This window comes from Robiginitalea sp. SC105 (genome assembly GCF_014243345.1).
Taxonomy (GTDB): Bacteria; Bacteroidota; Bacteroidia; order Flavobacteriales; family Flavobacteriaceae; genus Robiginitalea.
In genome coordinates, this window is sequence record NZ_JACLZF010000001.1 from 1,189,739 (window position 1) to 1,214,235 (window position 24,497).

Here is a 24,497-nt window from a genome sequence, read left to right on the forward strand (position 1 = left end):
GTAGTGCATCCGTTATCATAGGAAAGCATACCCTATGAAAATCCTGAAAAGCATCCTGCTCCTGTCTGCCATCCTGCTGGGCGCCTGTTCCAATGACAACGGCGGAGGTGGGGACGTCCCCATCGAAGGCACCTGGGACGCAGTGGCCCTTGAAACCGATCCGGCCACGGCCACGGAAGACGAATTGCTGGCAGCGGATTTCCTGGATATCCTCACCGCCAGGGACTGCTACATCCTCAGTGTCACCTTTGGGGCCGACGGGTCCGCCGTTTCCGAAAACTCCTTTGACTACCTGGACCTGAGCGGACTGGCTACCGGGGATTTCAATATACCCTGCCCGACGCAATCCGATTCGGAAACCGGGATTTACACCTACGAGGACGGGGTGCTCAGCTTTACGGACCCCATGGGGGTTACCTCTTCGGTGAATGCGAGTATTTCTGGTAACCGCCTGTACATGGACCTGGAGAACTCTGTATTTCAGGACGTGGTGAGCACCGGCCGCCTGGTGTTCGAAAAGCGCTGAACTGCCTGCCGCCTGGTTTGAAGGTGTTAAAATTACACATACGGGACCTTTTAACGTGATCCCGCTGGGAGGTCCGGCCGATTAATGGCTATATTTAGTCCAGACAAACCTGACTGAATGCCATTCAGACCGCCTATTTTCTGCAGCAAGTTCACTGCATCATTCCTTACACTCTTTGCGTTGTTGGCCTGTACCGATCCGGTGGACCCGGAATTCAGCTACGAGGAAGGGCTCGTGTATATCGACGCCTTTGCCTCCGATGCCGAAGGCGCTTCCTATGTGCAGGTTTTTGAATCCGGCGAGTCCTTCGGGCGGCAAACCAACGAATTCCTCGGCGGGGCCAGGGTCCGTTTTATCCGCCAGGGAGATGGTGCGGAAGTCTTACTCGCGGAATCGGGGGACCGGTACCTGCCCCCGGATGGATTTGCAATTGCCCGGGGGGAGCAATGGCGGCTGGAGGTAGTCCTTGAAGATGGCAGGCGCTACCAGTCCGGTGTGGAAACTGCCGCCGAACCCGTGCCCATCGCCGATCTGTCGGTGCGCTATGACCCGGAACTTGTCTTTGTCGGCGATTACGACCGCCGCGTCCCGGGCCACCGGATCTCGGTGGATTTCCAGGACCCTCCCGGGGAGGAGAATTATTACTTCTGGCAATTCCGGAGCTATGAACAGTTGGTTTATTGCCAGGTATGCTACAATTACTCCGTCTACCGGGACGGGGAATGTTTTACGCCCAACCCGGACAACCCGGGCCCTCCCCTTAAGGAATATTACACCTATAGTTGCGAAGAGGCCTGCTGGCAGATTCGCTACAACGACCGGGTGGAGGTATTTTCAGATGAGTTCACCGACGGCACCCAGATCAATTCCCTCCCGGTTGCCGATATCCTCCTGTTCCAGAAACGCAATATCCTGGTCAACCTGCAGCAGTACAGCCTGGGCCGGGAGGCCTATCGTTACTATAAAACACTCAAGGACCTGGTGGACAACAACTCCGGTTTCAACGCGCCCATCCCCGCCGCCCTGCTTGGCAACCTGTTTAATCCGGACAACCCGGAGGAATACGTCCTCGGGCGCTTTACCATCGCTTCCCAGGCATCCCGGGATGTGTTTATCGAACGGATATTTATCGAGGAGGCCCAACTGGAGGAACTGCTCCTCGGGCAGGCGGAGGAGTTCGGGTCGGCGCCCCCGCCGGTCACCTCCAGCGCGCCCTGCCAGCCCGGGCCCTACCGCACGGATGTCGAACCCGAAGGCTGGCAGCGATGAGGTATCCCCAACGGCCGAACGGAACAAACGCCCATCCCCTGATGTGGCTGGTACTCATCCTGGTCCTCCTCCCGGCCACGATCCTTGCTCAGGGGCGCGAAGCCACGATTTCCGTACGTGTAGTCAACGCCGGGGACAACACCCCCCTGGAAGGGGTGCAGGTCGCCATCCGGGAATGCCGGTGCGGGGGGCTGACAGACCGGGAAGGACGGTTTTCAAAGGTATTGCCTTTCGGGAATTACCAAATCGAGTTCTTCTACCTCGGGTTCCGGGGGGTTAACCGCGAGGTGCGGCTCAGGGAAAGCGTGGAGCTGGAAGTGCAGATGCAGGAACAGGCCGAGGAACTTTCCGAAGTGGTCCTTCGCGCCCGGAAGATCACAGAGAACCTGGAGTCCCCACAAATGGGCGCCCTGGAACTGGAGATGCAGGAAATCAAAAAGATCCCGATGGCTGCGGGGGAATTCGACGTGCTCCGGGGCATGACGCTCCTGCCCGGGGTAAACAATGCCGGGGAGATCAGCAACGGCCTTTCCGTCCGGGGCGGGTCCCTGGACCAGAACCTGATCCTTTACGACTATGCGCCGGTATTCAACCCCACCCATCTTTTTGGCCTGTTTTCGGTCTTTACCCCCGAAGTGATTTCGCAGGTAGACCTGTACCGGGCGAATATCCCTGCCCGGTTCGGGGGACGGACGAGTTCCGTGCTGGATGTCAAAACACGGAACCCTTACCCATCCAAATTCAGCCTGAACGGGGGCGTGGGCCTGGTCTCTTCCCGCCTGGCTATCGAAACCCCCCTGGTCAAAGACAAACTCAACCTCTCCCTGGGGGGGCGTGCAGGATTTACCGACTTCCTGTTGCCGCTGTTCTCCGAACGCCTGGACAACACCCGGGCGCGCTTCCACGACACCACCCTGAAATTGCTCTGGCTGGCGGGGGAAAATGACCAGGTGGCCCTTACCGGTTTTTATTCCTGGGATTTCTACCAGCTGGATCTGATCACCAAAATCCAGGATATCAACGCTGCCAACAACCAGTATGAGTTCCGGACGCTCAACGGCACCCTGGCCTGGACCCATGTGCTGGACGAAAAATCGAGTATGCGCAATATCCTGGTGGCTTCGGATTACCAGCCGGAAAATATTTTCCCCGAGCAGGAGAGCGATAATGAGATCCGCTATGAATCGTCCATCCGGTACCTGAGCCTGACTTCGGAGTACCTTCGGTTTGCCACTGAATCCGTTGACTGGTATGCCGGAATGCAGGCCGCCCGGTACCGGATTGCACCCGGAAGCCTCGATCCCGGATCGGGCAACGGGATCAACCCGGTAGAACTGGAAACCGAGAATAGTTATGAATTCGGGGTTTATGCCAACCTGAACTGGAAACCCTTGGAAGCACTGAGCCTATCCGCAGGCCTCCGCCTGAATCACTTTGTCCTTGTGGGCCCGTTTACCCAACCCACTTTTGACCCGGTGACCGGAAACCTGACGGCAACATCCGTCTTTGAAAAAGGCGCTGGGGTGAAGACCTACAACGGGTTGGAGCCCCGTATTGGCCTAAATTATACCCTTGCAGAGAACACCTCGGTAAAGGCCAGCTATGCCCGGCTTAACCAGTACCTCCAGAATTTGTACAATACGACCACCCCATTGCCCACCTCTCGCTGGAAAACATCCGATCCCCTGATCGGGCCCCAGCAAAGCGATGCTTTTGGTTTGGGGATCTATCAGGGCCTGGCAGATAACGAAATGGAAGTCTCCCTGGAAGGATACTACCGTGCCTCGAGAAACAACCTGACCTACAAGGCAGGGGCAGATTTTTTCCTCGAGCCTTACCTGCAGCGGGAGGTCATACAGGCGGAAGGCAAGGCCTATGGGCTAGAACTCAGTTTTCGCAAACCGGAAGGCAAGGTAAACGGCTGGTTCAACTATACCTACTCCCGCAGTTTTTTGCGGAGTGACGGGGATGCGCTGCGGGATCGGATCAACAATAACGAATGGTATCCCTCCGAATTTGACCGGCCGCATGTCTTCAACAGCACTGTGAATTTTGAAGGGGACCTGTACAATACCTGGAGCTTCAATTTCACGCTGCAGTCGGGCAGGCCCTATTCGGCACCAAACAGCGTGTTCCGATACGGCGAAATCGATATTCCCATTTTCCTGGAGCGGAACAATGCCCGGCTAAGGCCTTATCACCGGCTGGATTTTTCCTGGACCATCCGCTATGGCAAAAAGCTGAATCGCCGCTGGGTAGGGGACTGGACCTTTACCGTGTACAATGTATATGGTCGGCGGAACCCGTTCAACCTGTTTTACTCCCAACGACAGGGCTCGGAAAACGGGGACATCTTCCTGGAAAGCCCCCTGGGCAGTTATGAATTATCCGTGGTCAACAGCCCCGTTTTTGCCCTTACCTATAATTTCAGTTTCGACTGATCGCAACAGAAGGCCCACCGCGCAGTTTCCAAAGGCTGTAGGCCGGGGTTCATTGCAGCCGGCAGCCCGGCTCAGCGCGCCTCCAGCCAGGGTTAGTGCGCCTCCAGCCCGGCTCAGCGCGCCTCCAGCCAGGGTCAGTGCGCCTCCAGCCAGGTATCGCCCACCCCGATATCCACCACCAGGGGCACCGCCAGGTCGTAGGCGCTTTCCATCTCGGATTTGATCATCGCGCTCACCGCATCCGCTTCCTCCCGATAGAGGTCAAAGACGAGTTCATCGTGTACCTGCAGGAGCATACGTGTTTTGTAATCCCCTTCCCGGAGCTTTTCGTGGATCCGGATCATGGCAATCTTGATGATATCCGCAGCGCTGCCCTGTATGGGGGCGTTGACGGCGTTCCGCTCGGCGGCCCCCCGGACCACGGCATTGCTGCCGTTGATGTCCTTCAGGTACCTCCGGCGCCCCAGTACGGTTTGCACATAACCGTGCTCCCGGGCAAAGTCGATTTGCTCGCTGATGTAGTTTCGCAGCTTGGGGTAGGTTTTGTAATAGGTGTCGATGAGTTCCTTGGCCTCGGTACGGCTGAGGTTCGTCTGGTTGCTCAGGCCAAAGGCGGACACCCCGTAGATGATCCCGAAGTTGACGGTTTTGGCATTGGAACGCTGTTCCCGGGTCACCTGGTCCAGGGGGACCTGGAATACCTGGGCAGCCGTGGATGCGTGGATGTCCTCCCCTCGCTTAAAGGACTCAATCATCGTATCCTCCTCGCTCAGGGCGGCGATAATCCGGAGTTCGATCTGGGAGTAGTCGGCGGCCAGTAACTGGTATTCCGGACTGCGGGGGATGAAGGCCTTCCGGATCTGCCGGCCGCGCTCCGTGCGGATCGGGATGTTCTGCAGGTTCGGGTTGTTGCTGCTCAGCCGGCCGGTGGCCGCCACGGTTTGCATGTAGTCCGTATGCACGCGGCCGGTGGAGGGAGCCACCTGCTCCGGCAGGGCATCCACATAGGTGCTCTTGAGTTTGGTCAGCCCGCGGTAGTCCAGCACCATGCGGACGATTTTATGGTCCTTGGCCAGGCCGGAAAGCACGTCCTCGGCGGTGGAATACTGGCCGGTCCTGGTTTTTTTGGGCTTGTCCACCAGTTTCATCTTATCGAAAAGGATCTCCCCGAGTTGTTTGGGGGACCCGATGTTGAATTCCTCCCCGGCTTCCTCGTAGATCTGCCCGACCAGGGTTTCGATATCTTTTTCGAGTTCCACGGAGAGTTTTTTCAGGAAATCCGTATCCAGGTTGATACCCTCCAGTTCCATATCGGCCAATACCCGGAGCAGCGGGATCTCGATTTCGCGGAAAAGTTTTTCGGTTTTCGCCTCCCGCAGCTCCGGCCCGAAAAGCTGGGCGAGCTGCAGCGTGATATCGGCATCCTCCACGGCGTATTCGGTCTGGTCCTCCACGGGCACTTCCCGCATGCTCAGCTGGTTCTTCCCCTTTTTCCCGATCAGGTCGCTGATCGGGACCGGGGTGTAGTTCAGGTAGGTTTCTGCCAGCACATCCATGTTGTGACGCATGTCCGGGTTGATCAGGTAATGCGCCAGCATGGTGTCGAAGAGCTGGCCCCGGACCGGGATGCCGTAGGTGCTCAGCACTTTGATGTCGTATTTCAGGTTCTGTCCCACCTTTTCGATTTCCCCTGACTCAAAAAAGGGCCGCAATTCCGCGAGGACTTCCCCGGCTGCCTCCCGGCCTTCGGGGATGGGCAGGTAAAAGCCCTTATGGGCTTCCCAGCTGAAGGCAATGCCCACCAGCTCCGCCTCGAGGGGGTCGAGGGAGGTGGTCTCGGTATCAAAACATACCCGTTGTTGCGCCTGCAGGCTCTTCAGGAAGAGCTTGCGCTCCATCCCGGTGCCGACGGTCTGGTACAGGTGGGAGATATCCGCAAGGGTCTTCCGGCCGGAGTAGGCTTCGACCTTTTCGCCTTCGGCGTCTGCTTCGAAGAGTGAAAACTGGCCGCTTCCCGCTTCCCGTTGCTGTTTTTTGGCAGTCTCCGTGCTGCTCACCTGGGTGCCGCTGTCCGCTTCGCCGGAAAAGAGCTTCAGGAACTGGTCCTTCAGGCGCCGGAACTCGAGTTCTTCAAAGAGCTCCTGCACCTTCTGGCTGTCCGGCATGCTGAGCTCAAAATCCGTTTCATCAAAGGTCACATCGCAGTCCACGCAGATGGTGGCGAGCTTCTTCGAGAGCTTCCCGAGTTCTGCGTTTTCGATGATCTTTTCCTTCATTTTCCCCTTGAGCTGGTCCGTATTTTCCAAAAGGCCCTCGAGGGAACCGAACTGTTCGATGAATTTCTTGGCGGTTTTGTCCCCCACGCCCGGGAAACCGGGGATGTTGTCGCTGGAATCCCCCATCATGCCCAGGTAGTCGATCACCTGTTCGGGCCGTTCCACCCCAAAGCGCTTCCGGATCTCCGGGATGCCCCATATCTCGATGCCGTTCCCCATCCGGGCCGGCCGGTACATAAAGGTATTTTCCGTAACCAGCTGCCCGAAGTCCTTGTCCGGGGTCACCATAAAAACCTGGTACCCCTGCGCCTCGGCCTGCCGGGCCAGCGTGCCGATGATATCGTCCGCCTCCAGCCCGGATTGCTCGATGCAGGGGATATGCATGGCCTTGAGGATATCCTGAATCCACGGTACGGCAACCCGGATGGCATCGGGGGTTTCGTCCCGGTTGGCCTTGTACTCGGGAAAAAGTTCGGTCCGTTCGGCGCTGCCGTCCTTGTCAAAACAAACCGCGAGGTGGTCCGGTTTCTCCCGCCGGATCACGTCGAAGAGCGAGTTCATGAAGCCCATGATGGCCGAGGTGTCCATCCCCTTGGAATTGATCCGCGGATTCTTGATCAGGGCGTAATAGCCCCGGAAGATCAGCGCGTAGGCATCGAGGAGGAACAGCCGTTTTTTCTCAGACATGGGTGGTGGTTTTGGTGCGGTTTAAAACTACTAAGATTCTCAGGATTTGAGGAAGGTTTCACTGGGGATGTTGCGGTGGCCCTCCCCGTTATAGAGGCGGTAACTGAAGCCGGGGTGGATACAGAACGCCCCGGTCTGCCCCTGTTTGTTCAGGGCGATGAACCCGATCTGGAAATCGGTCCGCCCCTGGTTTTTGGCCATGATGCGGCGGACGCCTTCCTCGCAGGCCTCCTGGGGGCTCATCCCCTGTCGCATCAGTTCGACGATCAGGAAGCTTCCCACCGTACGGATGACCTCCTCGCCCAGGCCGGTTGCCGTAGCCCCGCCCACTTCGTTGTCCACATACAACCCCGCGCCGATCACGGGCGAATCGCCCACGCGCCCGCGCATCTTGTACGCCAGCCCGCTGGTGGTACAGGCGCCGGACAGGTCTCCTGCCTCATCCATGCACAACATCCCGATGGTGTCGTGGTTTTCGATGTTGATCACCGGCTGGTAATCCGAGGTTTTCTTCCATTCCTCCCATTCCCTGCGTGAGGCTTCCGTAAGCAGCTCCTGCTTTTCAAACCCCGCCTCCAGGGCGAAAGCCGCGGCCCCTTCCCCGATAAGGATCACATGGGGGGTTTCCTCCATCACCTTGCGCGCTACCGACACCGGGTGCAGGAAACCCTCGAGCCCCATCACCGAGCCGCAATTCCCTGCCGGGTCCATGATACAGGCATCCAGGGTGACGTGCCCGTCCCGGTCAGGCCGTCCGCCCAGGCCCACGGTCTGGTTGTCCGCGTTGGCTTCTTCCACTTTTACGCCGGCCTCGACCGCATCCAGGGCGGACCCGCCCGCGTTGAGGACAGACCAGGCTTTTTCGGTGGCATTGCCAAAGTCCCAGGTGCAGAGGGCCACCGGTCCGGGGCTGGCCGCCAGCATGGGTGCGGCGCCCGCTTCAGGGCCTGTCTTTCCTCCGCAACCGGCGAGGGTGGCGGCCCCGAGCAGGCCGGCCGAACCCAGGGAGGAATTTTTGAGAAATTTTCTTCTGTGCATGGTTTTAAGCGGTTATTTTAGGAACCTAAAGATACGGATTATGCTTGTAGAAGTCTGTGCGAATTCCGTTGAATCTGCCCGCAGTGCCCAGGCTGCGGGGGCCGACCGGATCGAGTTGTGTGCCGAGCTGGCGGTGGGGGGCGTTACCCCCTCCCCGGGGATGCTCCGGGTGGTGCGGGAAGCCGTGACCCTCCCCGTCCACGTACTGGTGAGGCCCAGAAGCGGGGACTTCTGTTACACCCCGGAGGAGTTTCAGGCGATGCTCCACGACATCCGCCACTGCGCGGCCATGGGCTTTGAGGGGATCGTTAGCGGCTGCCTGCTCCCGGACGGGCGGATCGATACGGATCGTACCCGGGAGCTTATCCGGGCTGCCGGGGACCTCCACTTTACCTTCCACCGGGCCTTTGACCGCTGCCAGGACCCGGAAGCTGCGCTGGAGGCCCTGGAAACGCTGGGGGTGCAGACGATCCTGAGCAGCGGACAGGCCCTATCTGCCCCTGAAGGGCTTCCCCGCCTGGAGGCGTTGCAGGCCCGGGCCCGCCGGTGCCGGTTTATGCCGGGCGGCGGCATCAACCCGGATAACGTTTCCCTGTTCGCCGGGAAGGGGTTCGAAGCCGTGCACCTGTCGGGGATCCCCAAAGGGCCCTCGAGTGAAACCTACCCCGGGCCCCCGATGAACGCCCCGGGGCTGCTGCGCGAGGTCCGTCCGCTGCAGACCGATCGGGAGGCCGTCCGGACCGTGGTCCGGAGCCTGAAATTGGCAGGGGGGCACAACTAGGACCCCCGGAAATGGGTATATTTGAAAAACGTTTTGAATGATCCGCTGGCTCCTGTTCATCCTCGTCTATATCCTGCTGTGCCTTTATACGCTGCAGGCGTTGCGCTCGGGTACCCGGCTACCCTGGGTGCATTACCTGTATATTGCGATTTCCCTGGCGGTACTGGGTAATTTTGTCTACCAGTTCACCTGGGGGGAGGCCGACGGACGCGTGCTGAGCCGTCCCAAAAGTTACGCCTTCGGCTTTCTGCTGGCTGTGCTCACCTTTAACCTGATTACCATGATCTTCCTTTTTTCGGAGGATATCATCCGCATACTGGTTGCGGGTTACCACAAAGTATTGGGAGGCAAAGGGGAATTCAGCCTCCCTGCCCGCCGCCGGTTCCTCAGCCTGCTGGCACTGGGGGTCGCGTCCCTGCCCTTCGGGGCGCTCCTTTACGGGATGTACAGGGGGAAATACAACTTCAAGGTACTCCGGTACAACCTGGAGTTCAAGGACCTGCCGGAAGCCTTCCACAACTATACCATTACCCAGATATCGGATATCCACAGCGGCAGTTTTGACAACCGGTCCAAGATTTCCTACGGGGTAGACCTGATCAACCGGCAGGAAAGCGACGTCATTTTCTTTACGGGCGACCTGGTTAACAACAAGGTCACCGAAATGGGACCCTGGAAGGAGTTGTTCTCCGGCCTCCGTGCCCCGGACGGGGTCTTTTCCATATTGGGAAACCACGATTACGGGGATTATGTCGACTGGGATACGGAAGAGCTGAAGGCACAGAACCTGGAAGACCTGAAGAACCTGCAGCGGGAAATGGGTTTTGACCTCTTGCTCAACGAACACCGCTACCTTGAGCGGGGCGACGACCGGATTGCCCTGGTGGGCGTGGAAAACTGGGGGCGGGGCGGTTTTAAAAAGGCTGGTGACCTGCGGAAGGCCACTGAAGGGATACAGGAAAACGACTTCAAGATCCTGCTGAGCCATGACCCCTCCCACTGGGAGGATAAGGTCATCCACGACCCGCTCCACTTCCACCTGACCCTGAGCGGGCATACCCACGGGATGCAGTTTGGCATTGAAATCCCGGGGTGGGTCAAATGGAGCCCGGTAAAGTGGCGGTACCGCTACTGGGCAGGAATCTACGAAGAGCTCGGGCAGTATATCAACGTCAACCGGGGGTTTGGCTTCCTCGGGTACCCCGGCCGCGTGGGCATCTGGCCGGAAATCACCGTCATCACCCTCAAAAAAACATCTTTAACTTGAATTTAACGGCAGGGTCCCGGCAATAAGCATGGGTTTCGGTCCGCATTTAACAAAATTTCTTACTTTTGGTCGGTAACCCAATGCCAATTCTATGTCTAAATTCGGTGAACTCATCGATCAGAACCACCCGGTTCTCCTGGATTTCTATGCCGAGTGGAATGAACAATCTACAGCCATGCATCCGGTGCTGCGGGATGTTGCGGCTGCCCTGGGCGATAAGGGGAAGGTCATCAAGATAGACGTCGACAAAAACAAGGAGCTTTCCCAGGCATTGCGCATCAAGGGACTACCCACGCTGATGATCTACAAAAAAGGGGAAATGGTCTGGCGCCAGAGTGGCGAGCAGGATGCCAATACCCTCATCGGCATCCTCAACGAATACGTCTGAGCTACCACTTACTTTAACCTGAATATCTACTGGCTTACCTGACCGGTTCCGGCAGGGTGCGGGAGGCGGCATGAAATGCCTTTCCCGCAGGCGTGCTGTGACAGCCCGCGCCGTTCCGCATTAATTCTCCATATCCGGGACGGATGCGCTGTCGGCAGGCAGTTCGGTGCGCGTATTATCCGCCTGCGTGGTATCCGAAACGGGCATGGTGTCGATGAGGTCCGGGTCTGCCATGGAATCCGGATCGGCCGGGGGCAGCTGGTCCAGCAGGGTGTCCCGGTTCATAAAGGCGATCCGGTCTATCTGTTCGTTGAAAATCAGGGTTTCCTTTTCGGCCAGCTCCTCATCGTTATTGTCGATCAGGATGTTGTTGATCCGTTTGTAGGCCTCCAGATCGGAGAGGATTTCCTCGGCCCGGTCGTATTGTTCGTCCAGCGGGATGCTGGCGTAATAGTCGATCCGGTCCACATAGATCGCCTTGAGTTTGTAGTAGAGTTCCCGGGCTTTTCCGGTCTCACCCACCTTGTAATAGCCATCCACGAAAGGTTCCACGAAGGTGTAGAATTCAAAGTATTCAACCGGCATATGGGTCATGGCCAGGTCGATCACCTCCCGGGCCCGGTCGATCTTGTTCTCGGCGATGAGGGCTTCCACCAGGCGGGCCAGGTTGGACCGGAAAGACAGCCCCTGGGAGCGCGTTTGCACATCGTGGTAGATGTCGCTCCCCGAATTGCCCCATTCCCAGTCCATCACGATGTCGTACATCAGGTCCGTGTCGATGCGGCCCAGTTCAAACCCGTTCCGGTTCTCGGTCCGGATGGGTACGAGTTTGTAGGCAAGGCCGTCCAGTTGCAGGTACTCCTTCATCCAGAGGTATTCCGCGCGGTCAAAACTGCCCCCTGAAAAATAGATGGGCCGTTTCCAGTCGTTGTTGGCCAGGATGTCGAGCATCAGGATCCGGTTTTTGGGCAGTACCCCCGGGAGGTCGATGTCGATGTAATCCACGATCAGGGCGGAATCCTTTTCCTTGACCAACCCGGAAGCGAGGACGTTTTCCTTGTTGACCGGGACCCGGATCTTGTCGGTGGGGTAGAAGACCGTCTCCAGGGTGCTTTCCGGGTACTCCGAGGTATCGGCTCCCATGCGCTGCAGGTAGGAGCGGAGCTTCGTTTCCGGCCGGTCACTGGCAATCCAGTTCATAAAGTCCTTGATGTCCCAGCGGTTTTCGGTAAGCTGCTGGTGGTAGATGACATCGCGGTTCCCGTAGCGATACAGGTTGTGCGTGAGCTGGGACGGGATAGGGTCACTGTCGTACGCCTTGCGCTTCATCTGGTCCACGTACCAGTCGGTGGCGAACAGGCTGGTGCAGATAATCCGGATGTCCGTCCGGTATTTTTCGATTTCCTGCACATACCAGAGCGGGAAGGTATCGTTGTCCCCGATGGTGAACAACATGGCCCCGGCATCTTCCTGGCAGCTGTCCAGGTAGGCCATGGCGGTGGTTTTGGCCGTGTACCTCCCGGACCGGTCGTGGTCGTCCCAGTTCTGGGCGGCCATGAGCACCGGCACGGCAAGCAGGCAGACCAGGGTGACCGCAGGCGCCAGCAGCTGGGGTTTCACCCAGCGTTTAAATTCCTCGAAGAGGGCCAGCACCCCCAGGCCGATCCACATGGCGAACACGTAGAAGGAACCCACCAGGGAATAGTCCCGTTCCCGGGGCTGGAAGATATAGGGGTTTGTATAAAACTGTATGGCGATCCCCGTAAAGAGGAAAAAAACGAGCAGGATCCAGAATTGCCTGGGATTTCGCGACAACTGGAAGACCAGCCCGATGATCCCCAGCAGGAGGGGCAGGAAAAAATAGGTGTTGCGGCCCTTGTTGTCGAGTTTGTCCTGGGGCAGGTTCTCCTGACTGCCCAGCCGGAGCGCATCGATAAAGCCGATGCCGCTGAGCCATTCCCCGTTTCCGTTATAGCGCCCTTGTTTATCGTCCTGTTTGCCGACAAAGTTCCACATGAAATAACGCCAGTACATATACCCGAACTGGAAGCGGACCATATAATCCAGGTTCTGCCCGATACCCGGCGGGTGCACTTTCAGGTAGTCGCCGAACCGGTTGAGGAAACCGATGTACTGCCCCTCGTCGATCTCGCCGGAGGCAAGGCCCTGCCGCAACTGGTTGGCCGCATTCCGGAGTTCGGCGTTGTTTTCCGTCAGGCTGAATTCCAGGGGCCCGAAATAGCGCATGTAGTTTTCGGCGTGCTGGTCGCTCCACATCCGGGGAAGGAGGCCCACGTGTTCCGGGTTCGGCCCGGGAAGGGCTTCCTGATAGTAATTGACAATCTCGTATTTCCCCAGTTCGTGGTTCTGCTCGTACTTGGGTTCGTCATCCCGGTTTTCACCCGCCGGGGCAAAGCGGTCCGAATAATAGGTGCCGTAAATGGGACTGTCCACCCCGGGGTATTGTTCCCGGTTGTAATAGGCCAGCAGGGCCCGGGCATCGGCGGGGTTGTTTTCGTTGATGACCACATTCGCATTGGCTCGTATGGGGAGCATCAGCCAGCAGGAAAAGCCCAGGAACATGAACAGGCCGCAAAGGATGACCGTATTTGCCTTGATGAAATTGTTTTTCCTTGTATACCGCAGCCCGTAATAAAACGCGCCGGCAAACAGCAGGCCCATGATGATGGTGCCCGAATTGAAGGGAAGCCCCACCTCGTTGATAAAGAACACCTCGCTCCAGCCAAAGAGCATCAGCACATAGGTGAGGGAGAATTTATAGACCAGCATCAGCACGGCGACCACCGCCACATTGGCCAGGATGAATTTCAGGGGGTTGATGTCCTTGTCGAACCGCTTGAAAAAGTAAAGCAGGCCAATCGAAGGGATGGCCAGAAAGCCCATGAACTGGATCCCGAAGGTCAACCCGGTGACAAAGGCGATCAGGATCAGGTACCGGTTGCCCCTGGGATTGTCCATGTTATCCGTCCATTTCAGGCCCAGCCAGAAAAGCAGGGACATCACCAGGCTCGCCATGGCATAAACCTCCGTTTCCACGGCATTGAACCAGAAGCTGTCCGAAAAGGCCAGGGAAAGGCAGCCCACCAGGCCGCTGCCCAGGACCGCCATGGCCTTCCCATTGGTTTCTGATTCACCCCAGCCTGCCAGCTTGCGCCCGAGGTTGGTTATGGTCCAGAACATGAACAGCAGCGCAAAGGCCGAGGAAACCCCGGACATCAGGTTTACCAGAAACGCCACATTTTCAGGCCCGGGCGCAAACATGGAAAAGAAGGCTCCCAGCATCTGCAGGAACGGGGCACCGGGCGGGTGCGCTACCTGGAGTTTTGCCGAGGTGGAGATATACTCCCCGGCATCCCAGAAACTTCCGGTAGGTTCGGTGGTGATTCCGTAAGTAATGAGGGTTATTAAAAAAACAAACCACCCCAGAAGGGTGTCCCACTTTTCGAAGTTTTTGGCAAACATGAAGTTGTTCCTTTTAAAAGGGTTGGGGCGAATTTAGTAAATAACCCCCACTTACTCCGGTATTTTTGATAAAGCTTTAACAGCCCGCATGCCCTTGCAGCAAACGCTAATTGTGGAAATTTTTGTTTGGCGTAATCAAAGTTTGTTTTAAATTTGCAGCCTCTTATGGCACTGGCCTATGGTGTAATTGGCAACACTACTGATTTTGGTTCAGTCATTCTAGGTTCGAGTCCTAGTAGGCCAACGCTGAAACCCCGGGAACCCTCCCGGGGTTTTTCTTTTTGCCGGGTTTCCGTGAAGTCGTGGTTCCGGCGTATGAGGCGATGATGCTTCAGGTTCCCGCTGCAAAGGCATAATAGGATACCTCAAAATCCGCTAAGGCCTTGATCAGGGCCTCCGGCGGGTTGCCGTAGATTTCCCCTGAAAAATCCGACAGGGCCAGTAACTGGCCCAGGTAGGGCCCCACGTTTTCCATATGGGCAAAAACGGCATCCGGATTCGCGTAGGTTTCACAAACCTTATAAACGCTTGCGTCCGCATTGTAGAACCAGTCGTACTGGAGGTTCCCCGGTTCTTTTTCCCTTACCCGCTCAATACAGGTGGTCATCACGGTGTTAAAGGATTCCAATTTTCCCGGATGCACGGCAAAGCGGGCGATAAGCTGCAATTTTTCCATTTGTTGGTCGGTTTGGTTTTGAATAGCAAGGTAAGCAATATGCGGCTTTATCGGGAGAGGAGGTGTTCCAGAAAATCCCCGACATAGAAAGCGACAATAGCCGCAGCCGCACCCAGGGCCAGGACCTCCAGGATAGACCGTAGGATGGGGGTGCGGTTGATATAGGCTTTAAGGAACCCAATGCACAGGAATCCCGCCCCCGTTAATACAGAAGCAAACAGGAAATGGTTGATGTCCATTGGGGAGACATAATCCAGGACGTAAATCAGCAGCGGGATAAAGCCTATGGTCAAAAAGGACCCAAAGGTCACCGCACTGATCAGTATCCCGGATTTTTCGGGTTCGTCGGACCCGGGACCTCCTTCTTCACCCGTTTCTTCTACGGAGCTTCCCGGGACCTGCTCAGGGAGGATTTCCCCCGCAGCCTGCACAGCCTGACGCTTTTTCCGGTTGTCGTGGGCCGTGCGATGCGATAGGAAGGCCCCCACCGACATGGCAAAGCCGTCTGCGATCAGGTTGGCAAAACCCAGGATAATGATCACGGCGCTGTCCAGACCGGCTCCTACCGCACCCGCCACCACCGCAAAGGTCGTTACGCATCCGTCCATCCCCCCGTAAACGAATTCGCTCAGGTAGGATTCATATCTGGATAGCCACGATGGTTTCATCCTGTGGTGTTTGAGGCGCCAAAAATTATATGTGCCGGCTTCCCCGGCCTTAGGGCTCGACCATGGCATTCCGCGTCCGGATGGTCCCGTCCGGATTGTGCTGTAGGCGGGTGAACTTTACGTTTCTCAAATGCGTCTGGCCGCCAGAGGTGGAACTGTCGTGAAAAAACAACCACCACTGGCCTTTGTATTCCACAATGGAATGGTGGTTGGTCCAGCCCAGTACCGGTTCCAGTATCACCCCCCGGTAGGTGAAGGGCCCGTAGGGGTTGTCGCCGGTGGCATAGGCAATGTTATGGGTGTCGCCGGTGGAATAGGACAGGTAATAGGTTCCCTCAAACCGGTGGACCCAGGCCGCCTCAAAAAAGCGCCGTTCATGGTCCCCGGCCAAAATCGGCTTGCCATTTTCGTCCAGGATCAGGACCTCCCTGGGCGGTTCGGCGAAGTTGGCCATATCTTCCGATAGCCGGGCTACCCGGGGGGCAATTGCCGGCTGGTCATCAGCGGGGTAGACATCATCTTCCTGGTAGGTGCCCCCGGGCCACTTTTGCAGCTGGCCGCCCCAAATCCCCCCGAAGTACATGAAATACGCATTTCCATCCTGGAATATGGCCGGGTCGATACTGTAACTCCCCGGGACAGGTGTTTCCCGGGCCACAAAAGGGCCTGAAGGCGAAGCGGAGCTAGCCACCCCGATCCGGAAGATATCTTCCTTGTCCTTGGCGGGGAAATAGAAATAAAACGAATCCCCCTTCTGGGCGGCATCCGGGGCCCACAACTGCCGTCCGGCCCAGGGAACGTCCCCGATATCCAATGCGACCCCGTGGTCGGTCACCGGCCCGCCTATGCTGTCCATGGAATAAACGTGGTAATCCTTCATGTCAAAATGGCTTCCCAGGTCATCCGCAGGTACGCCGGAATCATAGTCATGCGACGGATAGACATAGACCTTTCCCTCAAAAACATGCGCAGAAGGGTCGGCTGTGAAGAGTTCCCGGGTGAGTTCGTAAATTGTCGTATCGGTCTGGATAACAGCTTCCCGGTTCGAAGAAAGCCCTTCAGGTCCGGCAGGCTTTTTATCCCTGCAGGAGACTGCCGGCAGCAGCAGGGCAATCAGGAATACTTTGAAAACCGGCCAGGCAGGAGGGTTGACCGGCCAGGCAGGAGGGTTGATCGGAAATTTCATAGGTGCAGGAAATTTAGGATTGTAACGCTTGTAAACATAAATATAGGAAAGAAGGCCAATTGAGGTGCGGAACTGTCTGATCTTTTGAGGGAAGTCTATTTCATTGCGGCCCCAGGCCACCTGACGATAGTCTGCGGAAGTATCACGGGTCAGGTTGCCCCTAATGGGTATTGGGCAAGTGCCTACCGGTCCGAAAACCGGATTTCGCTTACTTTCTCAAAGACATCGGCTTCCAGTTTCTTGGAATCCGCGTCCAGCAGGTCCGGGTCTACCACCCACTGCATGAAATCGATCACAGGGACCCGCGTTACCATGCCGCCCTGCATTTCCCGCACCAGCTCCTCGTCCCGGGCGTGTTCCAGCAGGACCTCATCCAGTTCCTCATATTGTTGCCGCGCCAGCGCCCAAAAGGCATAGGCCCGTACCACGGCATTTTTATGAGTAGTCAACTGCAGCAGTTCGTCTGTGCAGGCGAGCTCCGAAAGTTTCACGAAGTTCCGGTACTGGGCGGAGGTTTCCCCTGTGAAACCGACATACGGGCCGTGGATCTGGTTGACGACTGCCAGGGTGTCCGCCAGTTGGAGGATGTGTTCCGGGATTTCCACTACCCCGGTTTCCGCACCCGCAGGTTCCGGGGAATCGCCGGATTGTGCAAAGGATACTGCCGGAAGGGCCAGCAGGCAAAAAAAAGCAGACGCAAATAAGGGCTTCAGGTCCATGGAATCTGTAAGTTGCTGCAAATGTACGGACTGCACCCTTAAAATTCCAAAGGACCAGCCAGGGTTTTTTACCAGTTGACGGCAATTTATTCCAAAGGCATATTCCCGGTCTCAACGGCAATCCGTTCCAGGGCTTCCCCGGACAGGGTGATCAGGTTGTTGTAGCGGCTCAACTTATAGAGGCGGAAGTCCAGGGATTCCCGGACCATGCTTTCAAACCGGGAGTCTTGTATCAGGGACTCGTAGTCCAGCGGTAAGTAGCCGATATGCCGTGTAACGGGGACCCCCTGGAAGGTTTGGCGGATCGGAAACCGGATGCTGTCCGTATCCAGGACCATGTCGTGGGTAATCGCCGTATCGTTGAATATTCGGAAATGCTCAAGGTAATATCCGGAGAAATAGGTGTCCAGGTCCGGATAAAACTGGTATTCCCTGGAAAGGCGGGGGTAGAGGGATTCGTACATTCCCTTGAGGACATTCCGGAGCTGTTCGTCTTCCACATGCTCCAGCCCCAGGGCCTTCAGGTTTTCGTAACCGGCGGTAGGGGGGGTTGTAAACTCATCTTTTTTCAGGTAATAAAAGTCAAAGGCCAGTGCCTGATCAAAGGGTTGTTCGCCCCGGAAGAGTTTGGCGATGCGACGGTTGCTTTTCAAACCCTGCAGGTGAAGGGCCTTGTCCAGGCGCAGGTCACCCAGGTTGCGGCGGATATCATCGGCTACCTGCCCGAGAATGGCATTCTTCTGCCTGCTGATTTTTACGGATTCGTTGTAGTTGTCTACCCGGAGGGCCAGCAGGATTCCGATCACCACCAGTAAAACTTCTCCCAATGCATAGAGCAGGTAGGTGGTAAGCCGGTTCCGGGCGAGCAATCCGCGGCGGATTTTTCTGAAAAGGGATATCATGGTACGTTTATCGGCCTAAATATAAGGGGATAATATAAATGGTTCTATGGGCGCCTTTGCTACCCGTCCCTCCCGTTGGCCTCTCCGGGGTCACTATGGTGGCCGGGATCAGCAGTGTTCCCTGGCAGGTCACCCCGAACCGCTCTTCCTTCCCCGAAGGCATCCCCACTGACGTCCCCGTCAGGCAAGGATTCCCCTTCGGCGTCGTATGCATCATCCAGGCGGTCGTATTCCTGGTCGATGCCATCCAGCAGGGTTGCCGGTTTCTTTTTGTCCCGGATCATCGCCCAGGTCATCACCAGGCTCGTTCCTATTATAATGAAGAGCAGGATACCCGGATCGAAACCTGGGACAACCGCCTCCGGGGGGATGGCATAAAAGAGCAGGACCGTGATCAGCCCCCGGGGCGCGATAAAGAGCTGGGGGGTATAATCCTTTCCGAAAAAGGGACGCAACAGGGCAAAGCGGATGGCGTAAACGGATGCCAGGATCAGGATGCTGATGAGCAGCACTTTGAGGCTCAGCAGGGAGGACAGCACGATGGTGAGCCCAAAGACCACGAAGAAAAAAGTCCGCACCACAAAGGCGGTCTCCAGGGTGATGATGTGGAGTTCGTGGTAGATTTGTTTGGCGCGCTCCACTTTCAGATAGGGCCGAAGCGGCCCGGCAAAGAACAGTTTCATATTGGCGATGACCAGGCCGAATACCAGGATGATGATCAGGGAGCTCAGGTGCAGTTTCTTCCCGATCGCATAGAGCAGCAACAGGACGGCAATCAGCAGGAACTGCTTGGCCTGGCTTTTGATCCCCTGGAAAATGAGGATGATGCCATAACTGGCCAACAGGGCAATCACGACCGTCAGGAGGATGGTCCCGGCAAAACCGGCGGGCCCGACGGCTTCCGCCGGGTTGAGCTGGCCTGCCAGGAAATAGAAAAGGATGATGCCGGCGATATCCGAGAAGGTGCTTTCATAGATGTGGAATTCTTTTTTTTCCGGCGAGAGTCCGCCCACGCTCGGGATGATGATGGCGCTGGACAGGATGGAAAGGGGCGTCGCGTAGAGCCAGGCGGTAGCGGTATCCATCCCCGGGACCAGTGCTTCCAGGATTAGCGCGGCCACCCATACCGATGCGAGCAACCCGGCCAGGGCAATGAACAGGGCCTTTAGGATGGGCCAGATTTTGTCCCTCCGGAGCTCGAGTTCCAGGGCGGCCTCCAGCACGATCATGATCAGCCCGACAATGCCCAGGACCTCGAGGGCGCCAAAGAGGTCCGGCAGGTCTGCCCCGAACACCCGCAACCCGTAGTTGATCAGCACCCCGAGCACGATCAGCATCAAAACGGATGGGATGCTGGTCTTTCGGGAGAGGCCGTTGAACCAGAAAGAGAGGATCAGGATCACGGAGGCGGCAATGATGAGGTTGTAGGAGGAAAAGAGTTCCATGGTTTGGCAGGTTTGGCGGTTGGCGCTAAGATACCGGAATAAAGGCGCCGTATATACTTAAAACTTAGGCAGGAACATTTTAGTATATCCAAGAAAAAGTCTTATATTTGCAGCACTTATAGAATAATAGGTTATTCATGAGGGGACAATTAGTCCCCTCTTTTGTTGCCACTAAGTAAAGAATACGGCGCCATGGAAGGCAATCGGTTGCACAAACGCGTAAGCGAACTGCTGGAGGAGGCCCTCGGGGCCCGGCCGGAATTGTTCCTGATCGATCTGAAAGTAAATCCGGACCAGTCCATCCAGGTAACCCTGGACGGAGACGAGGGGGTGAGCCTGCAGGATTGTATGGATATCAGCCGGGCAATTGAACACTCCCTGGACCGGGATGCGTTTGATTTTTCACTGGAAGTGGGTTCTGCAGGGGCTACGGCACCGTTGGTGCTCCCCCGGCAGTTTCACAAGCACATCGGCCGAAAGCTGGCCGTGCGTCGCGAGGGCAGGGAGCTCGAAGGCACCCTGACGGCAGCGGACGAAAAGGACATCACCCTGAGCTGGAAGGCCCGGGAACCCAAGCCCGTGGGCAAGGGGAAACATACCGTTCGGAAAGAGGAAAAAATACCGCATTCCGAAATTGAACAGGCAAAAGTTGTTTTAAAATTTTAACGGCAGATTGTAAAAATGGAAAATCTCGCATTGATCGAATCTTTCTCCGAGTTCAAGGACGATAAGTTCATTGACCGGGTAACGCTCATGGCCATCCTGGAAGAAGTGTTCCGGGCCGCCCTCAAGCGCAAGTTTGGCTCGGATGATAACTTTGATATCATCATCAACCCCGATAAGGGGGACCTGGAAATCTGGAGGAACCGCGTGGTGGTTCCCGACGGGGAGGTGGAAGAGCCCAACGAGGAGATCTCCCTGACCGAAGCCCGGAAAATCGAGCCCGACTTTGAAGTGGGGGAGGATGTTTCCGAGGAGGTAAAACTCATCGATCTGGGACGCCGGGCCATACTCGCCCTGCGGCAGAACCTGATCGCAAAGATCCACGAGCACGACAATACGACCATCTACAAGCAGTTCAAGGACCTGGAAGGAGAAATTTACACGGCCGAGGTGCATCATATCCGCCACAAGGCCATCATCCTGCTGGACGACGAGGGCAACGAGCTGATCATGCCCAAGGAAAAGCAGATCCCGTCCGACTTCTTCCGCAAGGGGGACAACGTACGCGGCATCATAGAGAGTGTGGAGCTCAAGGGCAACAAGCCCCTGATCATCATGTCCCGCACCTCGCCCAAATTCCTCGAACAACTCTTCCACCAGGAGATCCCCGAGGTATTCGACGGGTTGATCACCATCAAGAAGGCGGTTCGCATCCCCGGCGAAAAAGCCAAGGTTGCCGTGGATTCCTACGACGACCGCATCGACCCGGTCGGTGCCTGCGTGGGGATGAAGGGGTCCCGTATCCACGGCATTGTCCGGGAACTGGGCAACGAGAATATCGACGTGATCAACTGGACCAACAACCCCCAGCTCATGGTAACCCGTTCCCTGAGCCCGGCGCGGGTAACCCAGGTAAAGCTGAACGACGAGAACATGACGGCCCAGGTATACCTGAAGCCGGAGGAGGTCTCCAAGGCCATTGGCCGCGGCGGCCATAATATCCGCCTGGCCGGGCAGCTTACCGGCTACGAGATCGACGTGTTCCGCGAAGGCGTGGAAGAGGATGTGGAGCTCACCGAATTCCGGGATGAGATTGAGGAATGGATCATCATGGAGCTTCGCAAAATTGGTCTGGATACCGCCCGTGCGGTACTGGAACAGGATGTGGAAGACCTGGTGAAACGGACCGATTTAGAGGAGGAGACCATTTTGGATGTGATCCGTATCCTCAAGGAAGAATTTGAAGATTAAGCTATATATTAGCACTTTTATTGTAAGAACGAACGATTTCTATGGCAGAAAACGCAACCATAAGGCTTAATAAAGTCCTTAGAGAACTCAATATTTCGCTGGACAGGGCGGTAGACTACCTTGCCTCCAAGGGGCATGATGTGGATGCGCGTCCCACGACCAAAATTTCCGGCGAGGTGTACCAGGTTTTGCTGGATGAGTTCCGCTCGGACAAGAGCAAAAAGGTTGCCTCCAAGGAAGTAGGGGAGGAGAAGCGGAAGGAGAAGGAAGCGCTTCGTCAACAATTGGAACAGGAACAGGAAGAGAGAAGGCTTGCCCGCGAAAAAAGGCAGGCCCCTGCCGAAGTTGTCCGGGCGAAGGCCGACCTGGCCGGGCCCAAGCAGGTGGGTAAAATCGACCTGGATGCTCCTAAGAAGAAGGAGGCCCCGGTTAAGGAGGAGCCCGCAGCCGAAGAACCGGCCGCTGAGGCGCCCAAGGCCGTTGAACAGCCGCCCGCCGAAGAACCTGCAGCCGAAAAACCGGTTGCCGAGGCACCCGCACCCGAGAAACCTGCCGAGAAACCGGCTGCTGAAAAGCCGGACGTGGTAGAAACCGAATACAAAAAACTTTCCGGGCCCACCATCAAGGACAAGATCGACCTGTCCCAGTTCGAAAAGAAGAAAAAGACAGAGAAAAAGGACGACGGCGACCGCAAGCGCCGCCGCCGCCGCATTACCAGCAAAACGGATGCCGGCCGTGGCAAGACGGGGGGCAGAAAGGCACGTTCTGCAGTCGGTAAGGTGGAACCTACCGAAGAGGAAGTGCAAAAGCAGGTGCGGGAAACCCTGGAAAAGCTCCAGGGCAAGTCCAAGAAAGGCAAGGGCGCCAAATACCGACGCGACAAACGGGACCAGCACCGCCAGCAATCCGAAAAGGACCTGGAAGCCCAGGAACTGGAAAACAAAACACTCAAAGTAACCGAATTCGTTACCGTGGGAGAGGTGGCCACCATGATGGACGTTTCCACCACGGAGATCATTTCTGCCTGCATGTCGCTCGGGATCATGGTTACCATGAACCAGCGCCTCGATGCGGAAACCCTTTCCATCGTAGCCGAGGAATTCGGGTATGAAGTGGAGTTTGTAACGGCGGAAATCGACGAATCCATTGAAGAGGAGGACGATGCACCGGAAGACCTGAAACCCCGTGCCCCCATCGTTACCGTCATGGGCCACGTAGACCACGGTAAGACCTCCCTCCTCGATTATATCCGGGAGGAAAACGTGATCGCGGGCGAAAGCGGGGGGATAACCCAGCACATCGGTGCCTATGGCGTTTCCCTGGAGAACGGACAGAAGATCGCCTTCCTCGATACCCCGGGCCACGAAGCTTTTACCGCCATGCGGGCCCGCGGGGCACAGGTAACCGATATTGCAATCATCGTGATTGCTGCGGACGACGACATCATGCCGCAGACCAAGGAAGCCATCAGCCACGCCCAGGCTGCCGGGGTGCCCATTGTCTTTGCCATCAACAAGGTGGACAAACCGACGGCCAACCCCGAAAAGATCAAGGAAGGGCTTGCCAATATGAATTTGCTCGTGGAAGACTGGGGCGGTAAGATCCAGTCGCACGACATCTCGGCAAAGACCGGACAGGGGGTCAAGGAACTCCTGGAAAAGGTATTGCTCGAGGCGGAACTCCTCGAACTCAAGGCAAACCCGGACAAAAACGCATCGGGAACCGTTGTGGAAGCATTCCTGGACAAGGGCCGGGGTTACGTATCCACCGTGCTGGTGACCGCCGGGACCTTGCACATAGGAGATTATGTACTGGCGGGGACTTGCAGCGGCAAGGTCAAAGCCATGCAGGACGAACGCGGCAAAAGCGTCAAATCGGCCGGACCCTCTACCCCCATATCCATTTTGGGGCTGGACGGGGCACCCCAGGCCGGGGATAAATTCAACGTGCTGGAGGATGAGCGGGAGGCGAAACAAATCGCGTCCAAGCGTTCCCAACTGTTGCGGGAGCAAAACGTCAGGACCCAGCGCCACATTACCCTGGATGAAATCGGCCGGCGGATTGCCCTCGGGGATTTCCAGGAGCTCAACATCATCCTCAAGGGAGATGTGGATGGTTCCGTGGAAGCCCTTTCGGACTCCTTCCAGAAGTTGTCCACGGACGAGATCCAGGTCAACATCATCCACAAGGGCGTGGGTGCCATTACGGAATCGGACGTGTTGCTGGCCTCAGCCTCAGACGCGATCATCATCGGGTTTAATGTCCGTCCCATGGGCAATGCCCGGGATGTGGCCGACAAGGAGGAAATCGATATCCGGATGTATTCCATCATCTACGACGCCATCAACGACGTCAAGGATGCCATGGAAGGCATGCTCTCCCCCGAAATCAAGGAGGAAGTTACCGGTACGGCCGAAATCCGCGAAACCTTCAAGATCTCCAAGATCGGGACCATTGCGGGTTGTATGGTTACCAGCGGCAAGGTATTCCGCAACTCCAATATCCGCCTGATCCGCGATGGTGTGGTCATTTACACCGGGGAGCTGGCTTCCCTGAAGCGGTTCAAGGACGATGTGAAGGAAGTATCCAAGGGGTACGATTGCGGCCTGCAGATCAAGAATTACAACGATATACGGGAGGGTGACATTGTGGAGGCCTTCCAGGAAGTGGCAGTCAAAAAGACACTTTAACACGTTTCAGGGAAGGGAGGAATCCCCATTCCCAAAGAGCGATAAACAGGATTCAAAACCCGGATGGCAACCAACCCGTCCGGGTTTGTTGTTTTCGGGCTGGTTTGGATAAAGGGCAGGCCTCGCTTTTGGTATCGGAAG

18 protein-coding genes and 1 tRNA gene are annotated in these 24,497 nt (G+C 56.7%); 10 read left to right on the plus strand and 9 right to left on the minus strand.

What is annotated here, in order from left to right:
- Window positions 1-34 precede the first annotated feature (34 nt).
- From H7F20_RS05275 to H7F20_RS05285, 3 genes are all read left to right on the plus strand, one after another.
- Window positions 35-526 carry a hypothetical protein gene (locus H7F20_RS05275; protein ID WP_185785065.1) on the plus strand — a complete coding sequence of 164 codons (492 nt, stop codon included), beginning with the start codon at window positions 35-37 and terminating at the stop codon, window positions 524-526.
- 117 nt (window positions 527-643) lie between these two features.
- Window positions 644-1,795 (plus strand): DUF4249 domain-containing protein, encoded by a 1,152-nt coding sequence (locus H7F20_RS05280; protein ID WP_185785066.1) that lies wholly within the window; start codon window positions 644-646, stop codon window positions 1,793-1,795.
- A 41-nt stretch (window positions 1,796-1,836) separates the two neighbouring features.
- Complete coding sequence (locus H7F20_RS05285) at window positions 1,837-4,236, plus strand: TonB-dependent receptor domain-containing protein (RefSeq protein WP_255443993.1); 2,400 nt, start codon at window positions 1,837-1,839, stop codon at window positions 4,234-4,236.
- 134 nt (window positions 4,237-4,370) lie between these two features.
- On the opposite strand, the gene polA is transcribed toward H7F20_RS05285, so the two are convergent.
- Both polA and H7F20_RS05295 read right to left on the minus strand, forming a co-directional pair.
- Window positions 4,371-7,199: a DNA polymerase I gene (polA, locus tag H7F20_RS05290; protein WP_185785068.1), complete on the minus strand. Its 2,829-nt coding sequence runs from the start codon at window positions 7,197-7,199 to the stop codon at window positions 4,371-4,373.
- Window positions 7,200-7,238: 39 nt separating this feature from the next.
- Window positions 7,239-8,237 (minus strand): isoaspartyl peptidase/L-asparaginase family protein, encoded by a 999-nt coding sequence (locus H7F20_RS05295; protein ID WP_185785069.1) that lies wholly within the window; start codon window positions 8,235-8,237, stop codon window positions 7,239-7,241.
- 40 nt (window positions 8,238-8,277) lie between these two features.
- Here H7F20_RS05295 and H7F20_RS05300 point away from each other — a divergent pair, with 40 nt between their 5' ends.
- The 3 genes from H7F20_RS05300 to H7F20_RS05310 all read left to right on the plus strand — a co-directional run bounded on the left by H7F20_RS05300 (window position 8,278) and on the right by H7F20_RS05310 (window position 10,673).
- Entirely contained in the window at window positions 8,278-9,018 is a 741-nt protein-coding gene (locus H7F20_RS05300) for a copper homeostasis protein CutC (protein WP_185785070.1), read from the plus strand.
- Window positions 9,019-9,055: 37 nt separating this feature from the next.
- Window positions 9,056-10,285 (plus strand): metallophosphoesterase, encoded by a 1,230-nt coding sequence (locus H7F20_RS05305; protein WP_185785071.1) that lies wholly within the window; start codon window positions 9,056-9,058, stop codon window positions 10,283-10,285.
- 91 nt (window positions 10,286-10,376) lie between these two features.
- Window positions 10,377-10,673, plus strand: coding sequence for a co-chaperone YbbN (locus H7F20_RS05310; protein ID WP_012813676.1), 297 nt, complete (start codon window positions 10,377-10,379; stop codon window positions 10,671-10,673).
- A 120-nt stretch (window positions 10,674-10,793) separates the two neighbouring features.
- Here H7F20_RS05310 and H7F20_RS05315 read toward each other — a convergent pair whose 3' ends face one another.
- The gene (locus H7F20_RS05315; protein ID WP_185785072.1) at window positions 10,794-14,156 is read right to left on the minus strand and encodes a DUF2723 domain-containing protein; all 3,363 of its coding nucleotides are present in this window, start codon (window positions 14,154-14,156) and stop codon (window positions 10,794-10,796) included.
- 172 nt (window positions 14,157-14,328) lie between these two features.
- Here H7F20_RS05315 and H7F20_RS05320 point away from each other — a divergent pair.
- A tRNA-Gln gene (locus H7F20_RS05320) sits at window positions 14,329-14,400 on the plus strand.
- An 87-nt stretch (window positions 14,401-14,487) separates the two neighbouring features.
- Here the strand turns inward: H7F20_RS05320 and H7F20_RS05325 are convergent.
- The 6 genes from H7F20_RS05325 to H7F20_RS05350 all read right to left on the minus strand — a co-directional run bounded on the left by H7F20_RS05325 (window position 14,488) and on the right by H7F20_RS05350 (window position 19,752).
- Window positions 14,488-14,832 (minus strand): putative quinol monooxygenase, encoded by a 345-nt coding sequence (locus H7F20_RS05325; protein WP_185785073.1) that lies wholly within the window; start codon window positions 14,830-14,832, stop codon window positions 14,488-14,490.
- Window positions 14,833-14,879: 47 nt separating this feature from the next.
- Entirely contained in the window at window positions 14,880-15,500 is a 621-nt protein-coding gene (locus tag H7F20_RS05330; RefSeq protein ID WP_185785074.1) for a VIT1/CCC1 transporter family protein, read from the minus strand.
- Window positions 15,501-15,549: 49 nt separating this feature from the next.
- Complete coding sequence (locus tag H7F20_RS05335) at window positions 15,550-16,686, minus strand: glycoside hydrolase family 43 protein (RefSeq protein ID WP_185785075.1); 1,137 nt, start codon at window positions 16,684-16,686, stop codon at window positions 15,550-15,552.
- Between the two features lie 182 nt (window positions 16,687-16,868).
- On the minus strand, window positions 16,869-17,405 hold the full coding sequence (locus H7F20_RS05340) for a hypothetical protein (protein WP_185785076.1): 537 nt from the start codon (window positions 17,403-17,405) through the stop codon (window positions 16,869-16,871).
- A gap of 86 nt (window positions 17,406-17,491) precedes the next feature.
- The gene (locus H7F20_RS05345; RefSeq protein WP_185785077.1) at window positions 17,492-18,307 is read right to left on the minus strand and encodes a DUF6090 family protein; all 816 of its coding nucleotides are present in this window, start codon (window positions 18,305-18,307) and stop codon (window positions 17,492-17,494) included.
- Window positions 18,308-18,366: 59 nt separating this feature from the next.
- Window positions 18,367-19,752 (minus strand): cation:proton antiporter, encoded by a 1,386-nt coding sequence (locus H7F20_RS05350; protein WP_185785078.1) that lies wholly within the window; start codon window positions 19,750-19,752, stop codon window positions 18,367-18,369.
- Between the two features lie 192 nt (window positions 19,753-19,944).
- Between H7F20_RS05350 and rimP the strand changes: the two genes are divergently transcribed.
- The 3 genes from rimP to infB are packed head-to-tail and all read left to right on the plus strand — an operon-like array spanning window position 19,945 to window position 24,356.
- The gene (gene rimP, locus H7F20_RS05355) at window positions 19,945-20,418 is read left to right on the plus strand and encodes a ribosome assembly cofactor RimP (protein WP_185785839.1); all 474 of its coding nucleotides are present in this window, start codon (window positions 19,945-19,947) and stop codon (window positions 20,416-20,418) included.
- A 15-nt stretch (window positions 20,419-20,433) separates the two neighbouring features.
- Window positions 20,434-21,666 carry a transcription termination factor NusA gene (gene nusA / locus H7F20_RS05360; RefSeq protein WP_185785079.1) on the plus strand — a complete coding sequence of 411 codons (1,233 nt, stop codon included), beginning with the start codon at window positions 20,434-20,436 and terminating at the stop codon, window positions 21,664-21,666.
- Between the two features lie 41 nt (window positions 21,667-21,707).
- The gene (gene infB / locus H7F20_RS05365) at window positions 21,708-24,356 is read left to right on the plus strand and encodes a translation initiation factor IF-2 (RefSeq protein ID WP_185785080.1); all 2,649 of its coding nucleotides are present in this window, start codon (window positions 21,708-21,710) and stop codon (window positions 24,354-24,356) included.
- The last annotated feature ends 141 nt before the right edge of the window (window positions 24,357-24,497 follow it).